17 protein-coding genes are annotated in these 18931 nt (G+C 62.9%); 10 read left to right on the forward strand and 7 right to left on the reverse strand.

The window, feature by feature from the left end:
- The first annotated feature begins 39 nt into the window (after positions 1-39).
- The 4 genes from aroA to rpsA all read left to right on the forward strand — a co-directional run bounded on the left by aroA (position 40) and on the right by rpsA (position 4691).
- Positions 40-1395, forward strand: a complete 1356-nt coding sequence (gene aroA / locus ACOZK4_RS24190) for a 3-phosphoshikimate 1-carboxyvinyltransferase (protein ID WP_313528885.1) — start codon at positions 40-42, stop codon at positions 1393-1395.
- A 72-nt stretch (positions 1396-1467) separates the two neighbouring features.
- A complete protein-coding gene (locus ACOZK4_RS24195; protein WP_421594254.1) occupies positions 1468-2082 on the forward strand; it encodes a hypothetical protein in 615 nt (204 codons plus the stop codon).
- 104 nt (positions 2083-2186) lie between these two features.
- Complete coding sequence (gene cmk, locus ACOZK4_RS24200) at positions 2187-2816, forward strand: (d)CMP kinase (RefSeq protein ID WP_421594364.1); 630 nt, start codon at positions 2187-2189, stop codon at positions 2814-2816.
- A gap of 168 nt (positions 2817-2984) precedes the next feature.
- A complete protein-coding gene (gene rpsA, locus ACOZK4_RS24205; protein WP_313528881.1) occupies positions 2985-4691 on the forward strand; it encodes a 30S ribosomal protein S1 in 1707 nt (568 codons plus the stop codon).
- A gap of 73 nt (positions 4692-4764) precedes the next feature.
- Here rpsA and ACOZK4_RS24210 read toward each other — a convergent pair whose 3' ends face one another.
- The gene (locus ACOZK4_RS24210; RefSeq protein ID WP_421594256.1) at positions 4765-6504 is read right to left on the reverse strand and encodes a hypothetical protein; all 1740 of its coding nucleotides are present in this window, start codon (positions 6502-6504) and stop codon (positions 4765-4767) included.
- Between the two features lie 403 nt (positions 6505-6907).
- Here ACOZK4_RS24210 and ACOZK4_RS24215 point away from each other — a divergent pair, with 403 nt between their 5' ends.
- Both ACOZK4_RS24215 and ACOZK4_RS24220 read left to right on the forward strand, forming a co-directional pair.
- A complete protein-coding gene (locus ACOZK4_RS24215) occupies positions 6908-8290 on the forward strand; it encodes a nicotinate phosphoribosyltransferase (RefSeq protein WP_421594257.1) in 1383 nt (460 codons plus the stop codon).
- A 55-nt stretch (positions 8291-8345) separates the two neighbouring features.
- Positions 8346-8681, forward strand: a complete 336-nt coding sequence (locus ACOZK4_RS24220) for a DUF6665 family protein (protein WP_421594258.1) — start codon at positions 8346-8348, stop codon at positions 8679-8681.
- Here ACOZK4_RS24220 and ACOZK4_RS24225 read toward each other — a convergent pair.
- The 3 genes from ACOZK4_RS24225 to ACOZK4_RS24235 are packed head-to-tail and all read right to left on the reverse strand — an operon-like array spanning position 8678 to position 11491.
- Positions 8678-9928 carry a hypothetical protein gene (locus ACOZK4_RS24225; protein WP_421594259.1) on the reverse strand — a complete coding sequence of 417 codons (1251 nt, stop codon included), beginning with the start codon at positions 9926-9928 and terminating at the stop codon, positions 8678-8680. The two genes, ACOZK4_RS24220 and ACOZK4_RS24225, sit on opposite strands and share 4 nt — an antisense overlap.
- Before the next feature lie 55 nt (positions 9929-9983).
- Positions 9984-10856, reverse strand: a complete 873-nt coding sequence (locus ACOZK4_RS24230; RefSeq protein ID WP_421594260.1) for a DUF817 domain-containing protein — start codon at positions 10854-10856, stop codon at positions 9984-9986.
- Positions 10857-10864: 8 nt separating this feature from the next.
- A complete protein-coding gene (locus ACOZK4_RS24235) occupies positions 10865-11491 on the reverse strand; it encodes a ribonuclease D (protein WP_421594261.1) in 627 nt (208 codons plus the stop codon).
- A gap of 109 nt (positions 11492-11600) precedes the next feature.
- On the opposite strand from ACOZK4_RS24235, the gene ACOZK4_RS24240 reads away from it, so the two are divergent.
- Together ACOZK4_RS24240 and ACOZK4_RS24245 are read left to right on the forward strand one after the other, a co-directional pair.
- Complete coding sequence (locus ACOZK4_RS24240; protein ID WP_421594262.1) at positions 11601-11885, forward strand: hypothetical protein; 285 nt, start codon at positions 11601-11603, stop codon at positions 11883-11885.
- A gap of 111 nt (positions 11886-11996) precedes the next feature.
- A complete protein-coding gene (locus ACOZK4_RS24245) occupies positions 11997-13028 on the forward strand; it encodes a hydroxyacid dehydrogenase (protein ID WP_421594263.1) in 1032 nt (343 codons plus the stop codon).
- Positions 13029-13086: 58 nt separating this feature from the next.
- Here the strand turns inward: ACOZK4_RS24245 and ACOZK4_RS24250 are convergent, their stop codons facing one another.
- From ACOZK4_RS24250 to ACOZK4_RS24260, 3 genes are all read right to left on the reverse strand, one after another.
- The gene (locus ACOZK4_RS24250) at positions 13087-13341 is read right to left on the reverse strand and encodes a GlsB/YeaQ/YmgE family stress response membrane protein (protein WP_313528864.1); all 255 of its coding nucleotides are present in this window, start codon (positions 13339-13341) and stop codon (positions 13087-13089) included.
- A gap of 94 nt (positions 13342-13435) precedes the next feature.
- Entirely contained in the window at positions 13436-14725 is a 1290-nt protein-coding gene (gene rhaI, locus ACOZK4_RS24255) for an L-rhamnose catabolism isomerase (protein WP_421594264.1), read from the reverse strand.
- Positions 14726-14736: 11 nt separating this feature from the next.
- Positions 14737-16836, reverse strand: a complete 2100-nt coding sequence (locus ACOZK4_RS24260) for a bifunctional rhamnulose-1-phosphate aldolase/short-chain dehydrogenase (RefSeq protein ID WP_421594266.1) — start codon at positions 16834-16836, stop codon at positions 14737-14739.
- 200 nt (positions 16837-17036) lie between these two features.
- Here ACOZK4_RS24260 and ACOZK4_RS24265 point away from each other — a divergent pair, with 200 nt between their 5' ends.
- Positions 17037-17849 carry a DeoR/GlpR family DNA-binding transcription regulator gene (locus ACOZK4_RS24265; RefSeq protein WP_257949825.1) on the forward strand — a complete coding sequence of 271 codons (813 nt, stop codon included), beginning with the start codon at positions 17037-17039 and terminating at the stop codon, positions 17847-17849.
- 36 nt (positions 17850-17885) lie between these two features.
- Positions 17886-18872 carry a rhamnose ABC transporter substrate-binding protein gene (gene rhaS / locus ACOZK4_RS24270; protein ID WP_313528856.1) on the forward strand — a complete coding sequence of 329 codons (987 nt, stop codon included), beginning with the start codon at positions 17886-17888 and terminating at the stop codon, positions 18870-18872.
- The last annotated feature ends 59 nt before the right edge of the window (positions 18873-18931 follow it).

Genomic DNA, 18931 nt, shown 5'->3' on the forward strand with positions numbered 1-18931 from the left:
TCTTTCCGGGAAGCCTTCTATCGATCAAGGAAGACGCCCATGTCGCACGGCGCCCATGCCCGGCCCGCAACCGCTCGCAAATCCTCCGGCCTCACCGGAACCGTTCGCATTCCCGGCGACAAGTCGATTTCCCATCGTTCCTTCATGTTCGGCGGCCTGGCCAGCGGCGAGACCCGCATCACCGGTCTGCTCGAAGGCGAGGACGTCATCAATACCGGCAAGGCCATGCAGGCCATGGGCGCCAAGATCCGCAAGGAAGGCGACACCTGGATCATCAACGGTGTCGGCAATGGCGGCCTGCTGGCCCCCGAGGCGCCGCTCGATTTCGGCAATGCCGGCACGGGCTGCCGTCTGACCATGGGCCTCGTCGGTGTCTATGATTTCGACAGCACCTTCATCGGCGACGCCTCGCTGACCAAGCGCCCGATGGGCCGCGTGCTGAACCCGCTGCGCGAAATGGGCGTGCAGGTGAAATCGGAGGACGGCGACCGTCTTCCCGTTACCTTGCGTGGGCCGAAGACGCCGACGCCGATCACCTATCGCGTGCCGATGGCCTCCGCCCAGGTGAAGTCCGCCGTGCTGCTCGCCGGCCTCAACACGCCCGGCATCACGACGGTCATCGAGCCGATCATGACGCGCGACCATACCGAAAAGATGCTGCAGGGCTTTGGCGCCAACCTCACCGTCGAGACGGATGCCGATGGCGTACGCACGATCCGGCTGGAAGGCCGCGGCAAGCTCACCGGCCAGGTCATCGACGTGCCGGGCGACCCGTCCTCGACGGCGTTCCCGCTGGTTGCCGCCCTGCTCGTACCGGGCTCCGATGTCACCATCCTCAACGTGCTGATGAACCCGACCCGCACGGGCCTCATCCTGACGCTGCAGGAAATGGGCGCCGATATCGAGGTCATCAACCCGCGCCTTGCCGGCGGCGAGGACGTGGCGGACCTGCGCGTCCGTTCCTCCGCGCTCAAGGGCGTCACGGTGCCGGAAGACCGCGCCCCGTCGATGATTGACGAATACCCTGTTCTCGCTGTCGCCGCTGCTTTTGCCGAGGGTGCGACCGTGATGAACGGCCTGGAAGAGCTGCGCGTCAAGGAAAGCGATCGCCTCTCGGCCGTCGCCAATGGCCTCAAGCTCAACGGCGTGGATTGCGACGAGGGTGAAACCTCGCTCGTGGTGCGTGGCCGCCCGGATGGCAAGGGCCTCGGCAACGCTTCGGGCGCGGCCGTCGCCACCCATCTCGACCACCGCATTGCGATGAGCTTCCTCGTCATGGGCCTCGTTTCGGAAAACCCCGTGACGGTGGACGACGCAACGATGATCGCCACGAGCTTCCCGGAATTCATGGACCTGATGGCGGGGCTGGGCGCGAAGATCGAGCTCGGCGCGTAAAATTTCGACTTTGTCGGGAATAGGCTGTTAAGTGCTGTCGCCTTAGGTTTTGTCGGAAGCCCGGGAGACAGCATGACTCGTACTCATCAACGCGTAGTTCGCCAACTTGACGAAGAGCATGTGGTTTATCGCTTGCATCTGCGAGCGAAAGCCGTGGTTTTGAATCAAGTCGAATATGAGCTGGTTGAAAAACTCTTTTTGCGCCGATTGTTGATTGGCGTAATGTCTGCCTTAGCAATTATTCTCGGGCTTCTTTTATCGTTCCATTTGTACCGCCGCGATGTTTTTCCTTTGGCTGTGTTCATTTGCATTGTTGCGGTCCTGATGTGGTTGGCAACAGTCTTGGACAAGAAGCTCATGGTGCGTACTAGCGCCATACTCGATGCCGCTCCAATCTCGGCAGAGAACAACAACGAGAGAGTGCCATCGCGGTTGGAAGCGTATCGATTGGCCTTGACCAGCGAGCTTCACAATGCGTCTTCCAACGCAATATGGCACATGATCATACATTCGGCACTGATTTTGTTTGCTTGCCTTTTCATTCTTGCGAAGCAGATGCAGGGAACGGATCCAACAGTGCCAGATACGCATCCCGTCATTCTCGTAATGGGCGCGAGCATATCCGGGCTCTTTCTGCATATCGTCCTTAGAGAACGTCGAAGGCGTAGCATGCACGATCCTGAATGAAATAGCGCGTGCCAATCAAGAATTGGCGCTGCCCAGCCCCTTGGCATAGCCCCCACTCTTCCGCTAACACGCTTGATGAAAAGCATATGACGCACGGATACGCCATGAAGACGATCGCCATCGACGGTCCCGCCGCTGCGGGCAAGGGCACGCTCTCGCGCCGCATCGCGGAGGTCTATGGCTTTCATCATCTCGATACCGGCCTGACATACCGCGCCACGGCGAAGGCGCTGGTCGATCGCGGCCTACCGCTCGATGACGAGGCGGTCGCCGCCGATGTCGCCCGCAACCTTGATCTCGCCGGGCTCGACCGTTCCGTGCTATCGGCCCATGCCATCGGTGAAGCGGCCTCGAAGATCGCGGTCATGCCTTCGGTGCGGCGGGCGCTGGTCGAGGCGCAGCGCACCTTTGCAGCGCGCGAGCCGGGAACGGTGCTGGACGGCCGCGATATCGGCACGGTCGTCTGCCCGGATGCGCCGGTGAAACTTTATGTCACGGCCTCGCCGGAGGTGCGCGCCAGGCGCCGCCACGACGAGATCCTCGCCGGCGGCGGGGCGGCCGATTATGAGACGGTCCTCGACGATATCCGCCGTCGCGACGAGCGCGATATGGGCCGGGCGGACAGCCCTTTGAAGCCCGCGGACGATGCGCACTTGCTTGATACCTCGGAAATGAGTATAGAGGCGGCGTTTTCTGCGGCACGGTCGATTATCGACGCTGCATTTAAGCAATAGCAATTCCAGGAAAAGTGCCCAGGCGGTTTTCCGTCCGGAATTGCGCACATAAGAGCAAAGCCTGTCCCCGCGCCGGATTTGCTGCCTTTCAAGGCAGCGGGCATCGTTTTGTTCCTCATCAACGCTAACCCCCGGCGCCCGTGCCCCACAGGCACACCAGGAGTTTCAATGTCTCAAGCAAACCCCACGCGCGAAGATTTCGCAGCCCTTCTGCAGGAATCCTTTGCGTCTAACGATCTCGCCGAAGGCTATGTTGCCAAGGGTATCGTTACGGCCATCGAGAAGGACGTCGCCATCGTTGACGTCGGCCTCAAGGTCGAAGGTCGCGTACCGCTCAAGGAATTCGGTGCCAAGTCCAAGGACGGCACGCTGAAGGTCGGCGACGAAGTCGAAGTTTACGTCGAGCGCATCGAAAACGCGCTGGGCGAAGCTGTTCTGTCGCGCGAAAAGGCTCGCCGCGAAGAGAGCTGGGCCAAGCTCGAAGTCAAGTTCGAAGCCGGCGAGCGCGTCGAAGGCGTCATCTTCAACCAGGTCAAGGGTGGCTTCACCGTCGATCTCGACGGCGCCGTTGCCTTCCTGCCGCGTTCGCAGGTCGACATCCGTCCGATCCGCGACGTCACGCCGCTCATGCACAACCCGCAGCCCTTCGAAATCCTCAAGATGGACAAGCGTCGCGGCAACATCGTCGTCTCGCGCCGCACGGTTCTCGAAGAGTCGCGCGCCGAGCAGCGTTCTGAAATCGTTCAGAACCTCGAAGAAGGCCAGGTTGTTGACGGCGTCGTCAAGAACATCACCGATTACGGTGCGTTCGTTGACCTCGGCGGAATCGACGGCCTGCTGCACGTCACCGACATGGCCTGGCGCCGCGTCAACCATCCGTCGGAAATCCTGTCCATCGGCCAGCAGGTCAAGGTTCAGATCATCCGCATCAACCAGGAAACCCACCGTATCTCGCTCGGCATGAAGCAGCTCGAGTCGGATCCGTGGGATGGCATCGGCACCAAGTACCCGACCGGCAAGAAGATTTCCGGTACGGTCACGAACATCACCGACTACGGTGCGTTCGTCGAGCTGGAGCCGGGCATCGAAGGCCTGATCCACATCTCCGAAATGTCCTGGACGAAGAAGAACGTTCACCCCGGCAAGATCCTGTCCACGAGCCAGGAAGTCGACGTGGTCGTTCTCGAAGTCGACCCGACGAAGCGCCGCATCTCGCTCGGTCTCAAGCAGACCCTCGAGAACCCCTGGCAGGCCTTCGCGCACAGCCACCCGGCTGGCACGGAAGTCGAAGGCGAAGTCAAGAACAAGACCGAATTCGGCCTGTTCATCGGCCTCGACGGCGACGTGGACGGCATGGTTCACCTGTCGGACCTCGACTGGAACCGTCCGGGCGAGCAGGTCATCGAAGAGTTCAACAAGGGCGACGTCGTCAAGGCAGTCGTTCTGGATGTTGACGTCGACAAGGAGCGCATCTCGCTCGGCATCAAGCAGCTCGGCAAGGACGCTGTCGGCGATGCCGCCACGTCCGGCGACCTGCGCAAGAACGCCGTCGTTTCGGCTGAAGTCATCGCGATCAACGATGGCGGCATCGAAGTGAAGCTCGTCAACCACGAAGACCTCACCTCGTTCATCCGTCGTGGCGATCTCTCGCGTGACCGTGACGAACAGCGTCCGGAGCGTTTCTCGGTCGGCCAGACCGTCGATGCCCGCGTCCTGAACTTCTCGAAGAAGGATCGCAAGATCCAGCTTTCGATCAAGGCTCTGGAAATCGCTGAAGAGAAGGAAGCCGTCGCACAGTTCGGTTCGTCCGACTCGGGCGCTTCGCTCGGCGACATCCTCGGCGCGGCTCTGAAGAACCGCAACAACGCCGAGTAAGCTTTCGCTTACGAAATAAAGAGCCCGCGGAGAGCGATCTCCGCGGGCTTTTTTGTTTTGGGATGCCGGTTACTCAGGTCCAGTAGTCGCCGAGCTTCTGGTAGAAGACGAGGCCTGGTTCGATGACGCCGACCATCTCGGCCGTCTTTTCGCGCCGACGGGCCATATCGGGCGTTTCCGGCTCGTCACCGTCCTCGGCCGTGTCGTCCGCATTCTCCTCGCCGCCGTCATGCTCGCCGGCAGCGCCGTCCTCGTCGGCGGCTTCATCCTCTTCCGCTTCGCGCGTTTCCGACCATTCGAGGTCTTCCTCCGCCGGCAGGTAGGGCACGAAGGCGAGCGGAATCCCCTCGCGGGCGACCGCGGCCGGCAGCGCGAGATCGGGCTGAGCGGCGACTTGCGCCTGGGCAGCGCCGTTTTCCGCAAGACGTTGGGCGGGGCGGGCGTCCTCCGCAAGAACCGGCGCCTGGCGGGCCGGCACGGATGCCGTCTGGGCCGGGTCGGGCCGCAGGCGTGCGGTTTCCTCTGATATGTCGGCGCTCGCCATGTCCGCGTCCTGTTCGGCGGCTGCGATCGTCTCCGCCTCCGGATCGACGACAGGCGGTAGCCCGGTCTCCGTCAATTCCACGTCCGGCGGCGGGACGACGTCGAGCGGACGCTCGAGGAGGGTGCGCAGGAACGTCGCTTCCTCGGGCGAGAGGTTTTCGACGAGATGAATGACCGCTTCCGTCAGAAGGGCAGGCGGCAGGTCGCGGGCCACGGCTTGCAGCACACTGCGCGCCAAGGCTTGGCCTGTGGTGTTGGTGAGCGGCTGTCGAGCCAAGGCTTCCTCGCGTCTGACGGTCGCCGAAGTGTTGTCCTCGGGCTCCTGCGCATCGGCCTGCTGGGGTTTGACGTTCTCGATGGCTTCCACCAGCGGGTGGTCGTCTGCAAGCGCCGGGACAGGCGCAGTCGCGACCGGGCGCGCTTCAGCCATCCGTTGAAGCGCGGGCGTCTCGTTCGGCTGCCGGACCGCGCCTGTAAGCTCGGCCCGCGCCGTCGTCGTTCCGCGCGTTTCGGCCTTGCCGGCCGCTTCCGCCTTTGCTCCGGTCGTTTCCGTTTTCACCGTGCTTTCGGCTTTTGTGACCGTTGCCGCTTTTTCCGTCGTTCCGGCGGTTTGCAGCGGCTGAGCAGTCGCGGCGCGTGGCTTCGAGCCGCCGTCGAAGTCGAAGACACGCTTCAACATTGCCTGCAGGGTGCGGGCATCGCCGCTGAGCAGCTGCGCCATCTGGGCGGCCTGCTGCAGGCTGTGACGGCCGACGACGGCGAGTTGCTGCGCCGTCAGGGCGGCGGGCTTCTGGCCACTGGCGGTGTGGCCTTCCGTAGCGTGGCGGTCTTCGGCCGTCAGGTTCGTGGCCAGCAGGGTGGCGAGTTTCTGCGCCTCCGGGCCGTTCGGGTTGCGCACGATCTCCACCAGCGTGCGTGTCGGCACGGCCGACAGGACGGTGCTGATCAGCTTTTCCACGGCCGGGCGCATTTCGGGCGGCAGTTTGGCGATGAGGTCGGCGAGCTTGCGCCCGCTTTCGCCTTCCCGGCCGGGCAGGGTCTTCAGGACGGTCAGCAATGTCTCAAGAAGGTCGCGGTTTGGGCTCGCCTCGCCGGTGCGCGGCATGTGCTTCAGCAGCGTCTCGATGAGGCGCAGCACGACTTCGGCGCGCAGGTTGGCAAGGGCGGCGGCGGAAAGCGGGGGCTTGGCGGCGGCATCGACCGATGTCCCGGCCGCAAGGGCAGGGGTGGGCTGGGTCGTCCCGGTCGTTGGTGCCACGCGCGGCAGCATGCCTGCCTCCTGTTCGCCGCCTTGCCGATGCGTTGCATCCTCAAGGTCTTGCCAATGTTCCATCGTTCGTCGGATGGCGCATCATGCGCGACGCTGCGAGGGGATGCTTCGGCCCGGACGAACCAGGCGCTTTACGCGGAGGCGACGGATAAACCTGTTGGCATTGAACCGCTTGACTGTGCCGGACGGGTGTTCCCGAGCTTCCGAACAACTTCTGGCTCTTACATTTGGCATTTTATGGTTAATGAATTCCTAACGTATCCCGAAGAGCTTCGCAGATGCAGCAAACGTCCCCGGATTGTCCCGCTCGACGGCTCTTGCCCCTTATGCTCAGCTCAAGTAAATCTTGCCCGCACTGTTGGCCGCCGGTGAAGCGGGCCGCGGATGCGGCGGAGACTTTTTGATGAACCTCACCAACCTCATCCTCAACACCGACAGCTACAAGTTCAGCCACTATCTGCAATATCCCCCGGAAACCCGTGCCATCTCGTCCTATGTCGAGGCGCGTGGCCATTCGGACCATGCGGAAGTGCTGTTCTTCGGCCTCCAGATGTTCCTCAAGGAGTATCTGTCGAAGCCGGTGACGATGCAGGACATCGATGAGGCTGAAGGGATCGTCTTGGCGCATGGCCTGCCGTTCAACCGCGAGGGCTGGACGCATATCGTCAGCAAACACGGCGGTTACCTGCCGCTCCTCATCGAGGCCCTGCCGGAGGGCACGCTGGTGCGGCGCGGCGTGCCGGTCGCCCAGGTCGTCAACACGGATCCGGCCTGCTACTGGCTGACCTCCTATATCGAGACGGCCTTCCTGCGCGCCATCTGGTATCCGAGCACCGTCGCCTCCAACTCTCGCAAGGTGAAGCAGATCATCCAGCCGTTCCTGGAGAAGACCTGCGACGATCCCGCCAGCGTGCTGCCCTTCCGCCTGCACGATTTTGGCGCGCGCGGTACGACGAGTTTCGAGCAGGCCGGCATCGGCGGTGCTGCGCATCTCGTCAACTTCATGGGCACGGATACCGTCAGCGCCGTGCTCTATGCCCGCCGCTACTACGGCGCCGACATGGCCGGCTATTCCATTCCCGCCTCCGAGCATTCGACCATGACGTCCTGGGGCCAGGAGCACGAGGCCGAGGCCTATGGCAACATGATCGACAAGTTCGGCGGCAAGGGCCTCTATGCCGTCGTTTCCGACAGCTACGACATCAACAACGCGGTCTCGGAAATCTGGGGCAAGCAGCTGAAGGATCGTGTGCAGGCCGCCGGCGGCACGCTCGTCGTGCGGCCCGACAGCGGCGACCCGGTCGAAACCCCGGTGCAGGTGCTGCGTCAGCTCGCCTATGCCTTCGGCACGCATCTGAACGGCAAGGGCTACAAGGTGCTCGACAACAGCGTGCGCGTCATCCAGGGCGATGGCATCTCGCCCGCCGATATCGGCCTCATTCTCGGCCGGCTGGAGGCCTTCGGCTTCTCGGCGGAGAACATCGCCTTCGGAATGGGCGCGGGCCTGCTCCAGCGCGTCAACCGCGACACCTATTCCTTCGCCATGAAGGCCAATGCAAGGCAGGATTCCGCCGGTATCTGGCATGACGTCTATAAGCGTCCGGCCACGATGAACCTGAAGGCGTCCAAGGCCGGCCGCCAGGCGGTGGTCGAGGGGTATATCGGGCTTGAAGGCGCGCGCGTCGACCAGCTCGCCGGCCGCCGCAACCTGTTGCAGCCGGTCTGGCGCGATGGCAAGCTGCTCGTCGACTGGCATTTCGAAGAGGTCCGTGCCCGCGCGGTGTGAGGTCTTGCCGTCGGGCCGTCGCCGCGCCATCTTTGGGTCCTGACGGAGACGAACGATGACGGTACGCCCGCCCCAGGCGCTTGCCCCCTCCTTCACCAAGGAGACGGGGCTCAATATTCTCGAATACGAACTGATGTCGGAGCGGGCGGATGCGCTCGGCCGGCACGGGCTGAAGGTCGAGAAGGCGCTCGCGTTGCTCTCGGAGCGTTTCGCCGCCGGCTGTGGCGAGGCGGAGCGCGAAGACCTGCTGAACGATGCGGCCGACAAGGTCTGGGCCTTCTTCATCCAGCGCGAAATGTGCGGCCTGCGCAGCCAGAAGGATGCGATCCGTCGCTATGGCATTCCGCCGGAGGTGATCGCGAGGCTCGGTATCGTCAGAAAGAAGCCCTAAGCCACAAGCTGGCGCGTGATCAGGTCGTAGATCCCGTTGTCGTCGATGCGCAGCGCAAAGATTTCCTTCCTGGCGTCCTCCCGCTCGTCCTTCTCCTTCGTGCCGGCGGCATCGAGATTGCGCACGGCCTCGCCTGTCGTTTCCGCAGGCGCATCCTTGTGCTGGAGAAGCGTGTCGTCGGGCTTCGCCGATGCCTTTTCAACCGCCTTGGTTGCCTCGGCGCCGGAGGCGAGAAGCTGGATTGCATCGACGGCATCGCGAGACGGGTCGGCACCCGTCTTGTCGGTTGCTTTGCCCTTGGCGGCCTCCTCATGGGCGCGGCCAACGGCGTCTTGAAGGTCCTTTACGTCTTCGAGCTTTTCGCCAGCCTCGAGTTTCTGGATCGTCTCCTCGCGCTCCTTGCGCGTCTCTGCATCCTCCACGCGGGTCGGATCGCGCCTGGTGCGCTCGAGCTTCAGCTCCTCGATCGTCTTGGGGTTCGCGGCGTCTTCCAGACGCGCGAGCACCTTCTGCATTTCCGGCGTCAGCGCCTTTTCGTCCTTAGCCTTTTCCGCCAGCGCATCCTTCACGCGCCCGGCTTCCTCGCCATAGGGATTGCGGATCGCCGCCACGAGATCGCTGGCGCGCAGGCCAAGATCGGTCAGGCCGGTCTTCTTCTCGATCGTCGCCATATCGGCCGGCAACTCGCCGCGCTGGCGGGTCAGCATGGCCGAGAGGCGTTGCTCGTAGTCGGCGTCGGCCTCGCCATCGCCCTGCGCGACACCGGTCGCAAGCGCCAGGCGTGCGACGAGATTGGCGCCGGTATCGTCCGAGGGGCCGCTCATCGCCTTCTTGACGGCATCGAGCGTCGTGCCGAGTGCCCGCAGCGAAACATTGAGCTCGCTGCCCTTCGAGGGAAGTCCGACGGCATCGACGAGGGTCAACTGGTCCGCAAGGCGCTGGGCGAAGTTGCGGGCGGCTTCGCCCTCCTGCTGGGTTATGCCGAGCGCATCGGAAAAGCGGGAGATCAGCTTGGCGAGCGTGTCGCCGTCCTGGATACTGTTGCCGAAGAAATGTTTGTTGATGCGGGCATTGGCCTTGCGCGCGGCATCGTCCGGGCGCAGATGCGCCTGTTGGATGAGGTCGTCCTTCTTGCGGCCGCTGGCCTTTTCCGCTTCCTCGCGCTGGCGGTCCTCAATCGTCGTGACGATCGATTGCAACGCCGAGACAGCGGCGGTGGACTGCGCGCTCTGCAGGGGTGTCAACATGATGGCAACCTCCAGAATCGACCTGAAGGATAGCCGTTCGCTCGTTAACCGGGCGTTAAGCCTGCGCCTGTCGGATTTGAGGGGTCGCGGGCGGCTGGGGCCGGCAGACGATCGTCACCAGCACGAAGCTGACATAGAGCAGCAGATACCACGAGCCGAGCTTGCTGAACGACACCATGTGCCAGGCATGCTGGCCGGGATAGAGCCAGACGCCCGTCGCCGTGCCGATGTTTTCGGCGACCCAGAGGAAGATGCTGGTGAGGAAGGCGGCCAGCACCAGCGGCATCCAGCGCGGCTTCGTCTCCACCGTATAGTAGATGCGCACCCGCCCGAAGAGCAGCGCGGTGGCGGCAAAGAGCAGGATGCGGATATCGGGCAGGTAGTGGTGCGCGTAGAAATTGGCGTAGATGGCGATCGCCAGCACCGCCGTCATCCAGAACGGCGGATAGTGCGTGAAGCGCATGTCGAAGATGCGGATGGCGCGCGCCATGTAGCTGCCGACCGAGGCATACATGAAGCCGGAAAACAGCGGCACGCCGCCGATGCGGATCAGCGCCGCCTCGGGATAGGTCCAGGAGCCCATATGGACCTTGAAGATCTCCATGACCGTGCCGACCACATGGTAGATGAGAATGACCTTCGCTTCCTCCAGCGTCTCCATCTTCAAAAGCAGGAACATGACCTGAATGGCGAGCGCCATCAGAAAGAGGGCGTCATAGCGATGAAGCGGCCAATCCGGCTGCCAGATGAGCTTGGTGAGGATGATCAGCCCGAGCATCAACCCGCCGAACAGGCAGGCCCAGGCCTGTTTCAAGCCGAACAGGATGAATTCCGAAAGACCCGGCGGCAACGCGGCGAGCCGGCTGCGAATGAGCCGACGCAGGGGCTCCAGCGTCGGGCCGGTCTGGTGCTGCTGTCCGTTCTGCACGGCGGGACTCAGCTATGGGCGAAGATGTCGGTCTCTTCCCAGCCGATGAGATCGAGCTTGGCGCGGGTCGGCAGGAAGGTGAAGCAGGCTTCGGCATGGGCAAGCCGGCCGTCACGCACGAGGCGGGCCATGAGCTTGTCGCGCAGGGCATGGAGATGCAGCACGTCGGAGGCGGCATATTCAAGCTGTGCCTGGGATAGCGTCTCGGCTGCCCAGTCGGACGACTGCTGCTGCTTGGAAATGTCGACGTCGAGCATCTCCTTGAGATTTTCCTTCAGGCCGTGGCGGTCGGTATAGGTGCGCGTCAGGCGCGAGGCGATCTTGGTGCAGAAGACCGGCGTCGTGGTGACGCTGAACGTGTGGAACAGCACCGCGATGTCGAAACGGCCATAGTGGAAGATCTTCTGGCGGTTCGGGTCTTCCAGCATGGCGACGAGATTGGGGGCTTCCTTCTGGCCGGCGGCGATGCGGATGACATCGGCGGAGCCGTCACCGGAGGAAAGCTGGACGACGCAGAGCCGGTCGCGGCGCGGAATAAGGCCGAGCGTTTCCGTATCGATGGCAATCGCCCCGGTATAGCGGGCCGCATCGGCCGCCGAGATGTCACCTTCGTGATACCGGATTGCACTTGCCATGAAAAACCCCATCTAACCAATTGGAATGCTCGCAGGCCTATAGCGCATGTCGCCGGCCGGCGGTATCTCTTTGTGGATTGCGAAAGGCCGGCTTCAGCCGGATGGAACGATGAAGACACGAGCCACCCTTGCCCTTCTGGCCCTCCTCCTGTCCGCCGCCTGCAGTCAGGCACAGGTGTTCAAGGACCTGCCCGGCGTGACGCCGAGCGACGCCACCGATGAATACAAGAGCAAGGGGCAGGTGGCGTGCGAGCCGACGGTAGGGTATGCGCGTGATCGCGATTTCCGCTGGATGCCGCGCAACATGTATGTCTGCGAGCAGAACGGCATAACCGCAAGCGGCACGGCCCTGCCGCCGTCCAGCGTGCGCGCGTTGCGCGGTCTGGGGTACTAAGCAATCCAGCAAAAGTGCGCAGCGGTTTTGCGTCCGGAATTGCGGGAGCACCCAGGTCGCACGCTTCTCACGCCCGTGCTACCACAGCGTGGACGCATATCCGGAGGAGCCATGACCGACAACACAATGCCGCTGGTGATCAGCGCGCCCGAGCCGCGCACGCTCGATCTCATCTTCACGCCACAGACAGAAGCGGAACTGCGCCGCACCTATCGCATCGTCGAGGCCGATCCCGATGATATTGCCGGGCTCGGCGATGCTGTACTGTCAGAGGCACGCTATATCATCGGCCAGCCGCCGCTTTCGGCGGAAACGCTCGGCCGCATGCCCAATCTGCGCGCCATCCTGAATGTCGAGAGCAATCTCCTCAACAACATGCCCTACGATATCCTGTTTGCGCGCGGCATTCACGTCGTGACGACGGGGCAGGTCTTCGCCGAGCCGGTCGCCGAACTCGGCCTTGCCATGGCGTTGAACCTTGCGCGTGGAGTGATCGATGCCGATGTCGCCTTCCGTGAGGGCCGAGAACTCTGGGGTGGCGAGGGCAATGCTTCCGCGCGGCTCCTCTCCGGTTCGGAGATCGGCATCGTCGGCTTCGGCGATCTCGGTCGGGCGCTGAACCGCGTTCTCACGGGCTTCCGTGCGAAAATCCGGGTGTTCGATCCCTGGCTGCCGCCGTCGATCCTGCGCGAGGCGGGCGTCGAGCCGGCCTCGCTTTCCGAGGTGCTGGGAATGAGCGATTTCGTCTTCGTCGTCGCCTCGGTGACGAGCGAGAACAAGGGCTTTCTCGGCGCCGAGGCCTTCGCTGCGATGCGCAAGGGTGCGGCCTTCATCCTGCTCAGCCGGGCTGACGTCGTGGATTTCCCGACGCTGATGGCGGCGGTGGAGCGCGGCCATATCGTTGCGGCGAGCGATGTTTATCCGGAAGAGCCGCTACCGGCCGATCACCCAGTGCGCAGCCTGAAGGGCTTCGTGCGTTCGGCCCACCGTGCCGGCGCGCTGGACAGCGCCTTCAAGAAGATGGGCGAGATGGTGCTGGAGGATATGGCGCTGATGGACCGCGGCCTGCCGCCGATGCGCTGCAAGCGGGCCGAGCGCGAGACGGTCTCGCGCATGCGCTCCAAGCCGGTGAGCGTCAACTGAAACGAAAAAGGCCGTGGCGCGAGATCGCCACGGCCTTGTCGGTTTCACGCGCGTGGGATCAGGCGCGTTTGATGACCTTGATGAGCACGAGCAGGATCACCGCGCCGATCGTGGCGTTGATGATTGCAGCCAGTATGCCGCCGCCGATCGAGAAGCCGAGCCGGGGAAAAAGGAACCCGGCAATAAAGGCGCCGACGATGCCGACGACGATGTTACCGATGAGGCCGTAGCCGAAACCCGAGACGATAAGGCCCGCAAGCCAGCCCGCAATGGCGCCGACAAGGAGAAAAATAAGAATGCTTTCAATGCCCATGGAGTGCTCCCTTTGACAGTATCATTCTGTCACCGCCCAATCTGGCAGCGGTTTTCCGGAAAGCAAGAGGCTTTGAAAACTTCTCTTACGCCGCTCACACGATGCCGCCGCCGCCGCTTGCCACTGCCGGTCGCTTGCTCGCAACTTTCGCCCGGTAGCCGGCAGCCCGGTAGGTCGCGACCGGGTCGATCGCCCCGCCGGATTCCAGCCGTGCCATGGCGAGGATCGGCTCGACATCGGTGCGGAAGCCGACCTTCAGCGTTTCGGACGCCATCAGCGCGTCATTGCCGTCCTGATAGCCGGCCAATGCTGCGCGGTCGACGATGAGGCCCTGCGCATAGGCGCGGCAGACTTCCGTGGCGCTACGCATCAGGCTTTCGATCGGGTCGGTCACATTGTGGCTCTGGTCGAGCATATGCGCCGGGGCAAAGCCTTCGGCCTTGCGCACTTCCGCATCGACCAGCTCGTTGAAGACGAGGAACAGGCGGTAGGGATCGATCGAGCCTGTATCGAGGTCGTCGTCGCCATATTTCGAATCGTTGAAATGGAAGCCGCCGAGTTTCTTGAACTGGATGAGGCGGGCGACGATCATCTCGATATTGACGTTCGGCGCATGGTGGCCGAGATCGACGAGGCAATAGGCTTTGGGGCCGAGTTCCTGCGCGATCAGGTAATTGGTGCCCCAGTCCTGCACGACCGTGGAATAGAAGGCCGGTTCGTACATCTTGTGCTCGGTGAAGAGCCGCCAGTCCTCCGGCAGGCCTTTGTAGATCGCCTTCATCGCATCGAGATAACGCTCGAAGCTTTTGGTGAAATTCGCCTGGCCCGGAAAGTTGGTGCCGTCGCCGATCCACACCGTCAGCGCCTTGGAGCCGAGCGCATTGCCGATGGCGATGCATTCCAGATTGTGCTCCACGGCCTGCTGGCGCGTGCCGGCGCTGGCATGGGAGAGCGAGCCGTATTTGTAGGAATGCTCCTGCTGCGGCGCGTCGGAGAAGGTGTTGGAGTTCATCGCGTCGAAGCCGAGGCCAAGCGCCGCGCCGCGTTCCTTCAACTCCTTCAGGTCCGAAACCTTGTCCCATGGAATATGCAGCGAGACGGTCGGCGTCGCGCGTGTCAGCTCCTGAATGACCGCGCAGTCCTCCAGCTTGTCGTAGATGTTGCGCGGCTCGCCATCGCCGGGGAAGCGGGCAAAGCGCGTGCCGCCGGTGCCGACGCCCCAGGAGGGCACGGCGACCGCATAGGCCGCGACCTTGGTCTTCACCGCATCGATATCGATGCCCCTGCGGGCAAGCTGCGCGCCGAGATAGTCGTAGTCGCTCTTCAGGTCGGCGAGGCGCTTGTCGTTCTCGCGCGACACCACGTCTTTTGAAATCATCGTCATCGAAAAATTCCTCAGCGCGTGAAGGACTGGGCATTGCCCGCGTCGACATTGACGATGTTGCCGGTCGATTTCGCCGACATATCGGAGGCGAGGAAGTAGATGGCCTCAGCGATATCCTCCGGGAAGACAGAGAGTTTGAGCATGGAGCGCTCGCGGTAAAGCGCCTCCAGACCTTCCGTGTCGGTCTTGTAGATCGCCGCGCGCTGTTCCTTCCACTCGCCGGACCAGATCTTCGAGCCGCGCAGCACGGCATCCGGGTTCACCACGTTGACGCGGATTTGCTCGGAGGCGCCTTCGAGCGCGAGGCAGCGGGCGAGATGGATTTCGGCGGCCTTCGCCGTGCAATAGGCCGAGGCGCCGGGGGAGGCGGCAAGGCCGTTCTTGGAGGCGACGAAGACGACGTTGCCGCCCGCCTTCTGCCGGCGGAAGATGCGGAAGGCTTCGCGCGAGACGAGGAAGTAGCCTGTCGCGAGAATACCGATATTCTTGTTCCAGAGTTCGAGCGTCGTGTTCTCGATGACGGCGGAGGAGGCGAGGCCCGCATTGGAAACGAGAATGTCGAGACCGCCGAATTCGACCAGCGTATCGGCAAAGCTTTTGGCGACCAGCGCCTCGTCGGTGACGTTCATGGCGACCGAGCGCACGACATCCTTGCCGTAGCGGCCGGCAAGCTCGCTCTGCGCCTCGGCAAGGGCGGCCTCGTCGATATCGGCCAGCACCACGCAGGCGCCTTCCGCCATCAGCCGGTTCGCCGTCGCCTTGCCGATGCCGCCGGCGCCGCCGGTGACCAGCGCGATGCGGCCGGCGAGGCTCTTGGGCTTCGGCATGCGCTGGAGTTTTGCTTCCTCCAGCAGCCAGTATTCGATGTCGAAGGCTTCCTGTTCTGGCAGGCCGACATAGTCCGAGACACCGGACGCGCCGCGCATCACGTTGATGGCGTTGACGTAGAACTCGCCGGAAATGCGCGCCGTCGCCTTGTCCTTGGCAAAGGTGATCATGCCGACGCCGGGCACGAGATAGACGACTGCATTGGGGTCGCGCATGCCGGGGCTGTTGGCGCGCTTGCAGCGCTCGTAATAGGCGGCATAGTCGGCGCGGTAGGCGGCGACGGCATCGTCCAGACCGGCCAGCGTCTTGTCGATATCAGGATTGGCCGGATCGAAATCGACGACGAGCGGCCGGATTTTCGTGCGCAAAAAGTGGTCCGGGCAGCTGGTGCCAAGCGCCGCGAGCGGGGCGAGGTCCTTCGCCGTGACGAAGTCGAGCACGGCGCTGCTGTCGTCGAAATGGCCGACCTTCTTCTCATCCTTGCTGATCATGCCGCGAATGACCGGCATCAGTTTTTCGGCGACTGCGCGGCGCTCAGCGGGTGCCAGAACCGGCTTCACCGCACCACCGAAAGCCGGGGCCGTGTTGTTGCCCTCGAACCAGGCGATCGCCTTGTTGATGATCTCGACCGTCGTCTCGTAGCATTCCTTGGCCGTATCGCCCCAGGTGAAGAGGCCGTGGCTTTCCAGCACGAGGCCGCGCGCATTGGGGTTTTCCAGGCAGAATTTTTCGAGCCACAGGCCCAATTCATAGCCGGGGCGCTTCCAGGGCAGCCAGCCGATATCGTCGCCGAAGATTTTTTGCGTCAGCTCACGCGAATTCTTCGCGGCGGCGATGGCGATGATCGCGTCGGGATGCATGTGGTCGACATGCTTTTTCGGCACATAGGCGTGCAGCGGCGTGTCGATGGAGGCGGCACGCGGGTTGAGGTTGAAGGTGCAATGGGGGAGGTAGCCCACCATCTCGTCCTCGTGCTCGAGGCCGCGATAGAGGCCCTTGAGCGCGTTCAGCTTGTCCATGTAGAGCGTGGCGAAGCCGTCCATCTTGATCGTGCCGACGTCGCCGCCCGAGCCCTTGACCCAGAGCACCTCGACATTGCCGGCGCCGAGCGGATCCTTCTCGATGACCTTCGCCGAGGTGTTGCCGCCGCCGTAATTGGTGATGCGCTTGTCGGAGCCGAGCAAGTTGGAGCGATAGAGCAGACGCTCGGGCTCGCTCATGGCTGACGCCTTGGCGTCATCCCACAGGTTTGCAAGGCGTGCGCCCTGGTTCTTGTCCAGCATCGGCATTTCCTCCCGGTATTTCTCGTGGCAGCACCTATCGCGGTGCTCGACGGCATGCTTTCAGATCACACGGGATTTTTGCCGATGTCAATCATAAACGATCAAAAACAATCATATTGCACTGCACAATGAAAAAATATGATTGATTGTGATTGACAATGCGCGATCCTGATGGAAGCATTGCGAGCACTGGAGGAGCCATGCACGAGAAGGAAAGACATCGGATCATTCTGTCCGCCGTTCAGGAGAAGCCGGTCGTGACCGTGCCTGAGCTTGTGGACCTGACGGACAGTTCCGAGGCGACGATCCGGCGCGATATCGCGGCGCTGCATGTGCAGAAGAGGCTGCGCCGGGTGCGCGGCGGGGCGGAAGCGCTGCATCCGCCGCAGTTCGTCGGCCTTGCCGGCCGGCCCTTCACGGTCAACGAGACGCTGAACACCCGCCAGAAGCAGGCGATCGCCAAGGAGGCGGTGGCGCTCTGCGAGGACGGCGATCCGATCATCATCAATGGTGGCACGACCACCTTCCAGATGGTGCATTTCCTGACCAACCGCCGCATGCAGGTCTTCACCAACTCGTTCAACATCGCCGAACACCTGCTGAAGCATTCGAAGAACACGATCATGCTGTCCGGCGGCACGATCTATCGCGAGCAGAACATCGTGCTCAGCCCCTTCGACAATGACGTGACGCGCAATTTCTATGCGCGCCGCATGTTCATGGGTGCGCAGGGCATCGGCCCGCTCGGCCTGATGGAGGCCGATCCGCTGCTCATCCAGGCCGAGCAGAAGCTGATCGATCAGGCCGACGAGCTCGTCGTGCTGGTCGATTCCACCAAGTTCCGCAAGCGCTCCAGCCTCATCCTGTGCGGCCTGAAGCGCATTGCCACCATCATCACGGATTCGGGCATCGAGGACAGGGATGCCGCGATGCTGGAGGAGGCCGGCGTCAACCTGATCGTCGCCAACGTTCAGGCGAGCGCCAAATCGGAGACTGCATCCTCATCGGCATGAGGCCGGAGGGTTGATTTTTCACTGGGAGGAAATGACGTGAAAATTCTGAAAACCTTACTCGTGACGGCGGCCGTTTCGGTCGCGATGATGGCGACCGCGCAGGCGGAAACCAAGAAGATCGCGCTCGTCGTCAAGGCGCTCGGCATCGGCTTCTTCGAGGCTGCCAACAAGGGCGCGCAGGAAGCCGCCAAAGAACTCGGCGATGTCGAGGTCATCTATACCGGCCCGACGACGACGACCGCCGAAGGCCAGATCGAGGTGATCAATTCGCTGATCGCCCAGAAGGTCGATGCCATCGCCGTTTCGGCAAACGACACCAACGCGCTGGTACCGGCCCTCAAGAAGGCCATGGACCGCGGCATCAAGGTCATCTCCTGGGATTCGGGCGTCGCCCCTGAAGGCCGCCTGATGCACCTCAACCCGTCGTCGAACCCGCTGATCGGCAACATGATCATCAAGCTCGCCGCCGACAACCTGCCCGAGGGCGGTGACGTCGCCGTGCTCTCGGCCACCGCCACCTCGACGAACCAGAACGTCTGGATCGAGGAAATGAACAAGGTGCTGCCGAACTACAAGGGCATCAATGTCGTGGCGACCGTCTATGGCGACGACCTTGCCGACAAGTCCTACCGTGAGACGCAGGGCCTCATCCAGTCGCATCCGAACCTGAAGGCGATCATCGCGCCGACCTCGGTGGGCATCGTCGCGGCCGCCCAGGCCGTCACCGACGCCGGCAAGATCGGCCAGATCAACGTCACAGGCCTCGGCCTTCCCTCGGAAATGGCCGGTCACGTGAAGTCGGGCGCCTCCAAGTCCTTCGCGATCTGGAACCCGATCGATCTCGGCTACTCCGCCACGATGATCGCCAACGACCTGATCGGCGGCGCGGAAGCGAAGCCCGGCGCGGAGCTGAAGATGGGCCGCATGGGCACCGTAAAGCTCGACGACAAGAACGAAGGCGCCATGGCCGATCCGTTCATCTACGATGCCAAGAACGTCGAGGAATTCGCCAAGATCTTCTGATCTTGCGAGAAATCCGCCCCTTCCCCTCTGGGGGAGGGGCATTCTCCGTGACATGCTGA

Origin of the sequence: Shinella sp. M27 (assembly GCF_049199905.1) — a bacterium.
Lineage (GTDB): Bacteria > Pseudomonadota > Alphaproteobacteria > Rhizobiales > Rhizobiaceae > Shinella.

Bases quoted from the DNA above. Each gene is read 5' to 3' on its own strand.
- rhaI (WP_421594264.1), bottom strand. From the start codon at position 14,725: ATGACGATGATTTCAAAAGACGTGGTGTCGCGCGAGAACGACAAGCGC.
- aroA (WP_313528885.1), top strand. From the start codon at position 40: ATGTCGCACGGCGCCCATGCCCGGCCCGCAACCGCTCGCAAATCCTCC.
- ACOZK4_RS24195 (WP_421594254.1), top strand. From the start codon at position 1,468: ATGACTCGTACTCATCAACGCGTAGTTCGCCAACTTGACGAAGAGCAT.
- ACOZK4_RS24260 (WP_421594266.1), bottom strand. From the start codon at position 16,836: ATGCTGGACAAGAACCAGGGCGCACGCCTTGCAAACCTGTGGGATGAC.
- ACOZK4_RS24220 (WP_421594258.1), top strand. From the start codon at position 8,346: ATGACGGTACGCCCGCCCCAGGCGCTTGCCCCCTCCTTCACCAAGGAG.
- ACOZK4_RS24215 (WP_421594257.1), top strand. From the start codon at position 6,908: ATGAACCTCACCAACCTCATCCTCAACACCGACAGCTACAAGTTCAGC.
- ACOZK4_RS24225 (WP_421594259.1), bottom strand. From the start codon at position 9,928: ATGTTGACACCCCTGCAGAGCGCGCAGTCCACCGCCGCTGTCTCGGCG.
- rpsA (WP_313528881.1), top strand. From the start codon at position 2,985: ATGTCTCAAGCAAACCCCACGCGCGAAGATTTCGCAGCCCTTCTGCAG.
- ACOZK4_RS24235 (WP_421594261.1), bottom strand. From the start codon at position 11,491: ATGGCAAGTGCAATCCGGTATCACGAAGGTGACATCTCGGCGGCCGAT.
- ACOZK4_RS24250 (WP_313528864.1), bottom strand. From the start codon at position 13,341: ATGGGCATTGAAAGCATTCTTATTTTTCTCCTTGTCGGCGCCATTGCG.
- ACOZK4_RS24265 (WP_257949825.1), top strand. From the start codon at position 17,037: ATGCACGAGAAGGAAAGACATCGGATCATTCTGTCCGCCGTTCAGGAG.
- ACOZK4_RS24240 (WP_421594262.1), top strand. From the start codon at position 11,601: ATGAAGACACGAGCCACCCTTGCCCTTCTGGCCCTCCTCCTGTCCGCC.
- cmk (WP_421594364.1), top strand. From the start codon at position 2,187: ATGAAGACGATCGCCATCGACGGTCCCGCCGCTGCGGGCAAGGGCACG.
- ACOZK4_RS24245 (WP_421594263.1), top strand. From the start codon at position 11,997: ATGACCGACAACACAATGCCGCTGGTGATCAGCGCGCCCGAGCCGCGC.
- ACOZK4_RS24210 (WP_421594256.1), bottom strand. From the start codon at position 6,504: ATGCTGCCGCGCGTGGCACCAACGACCGGGACGACCCAGCCCACCCCT.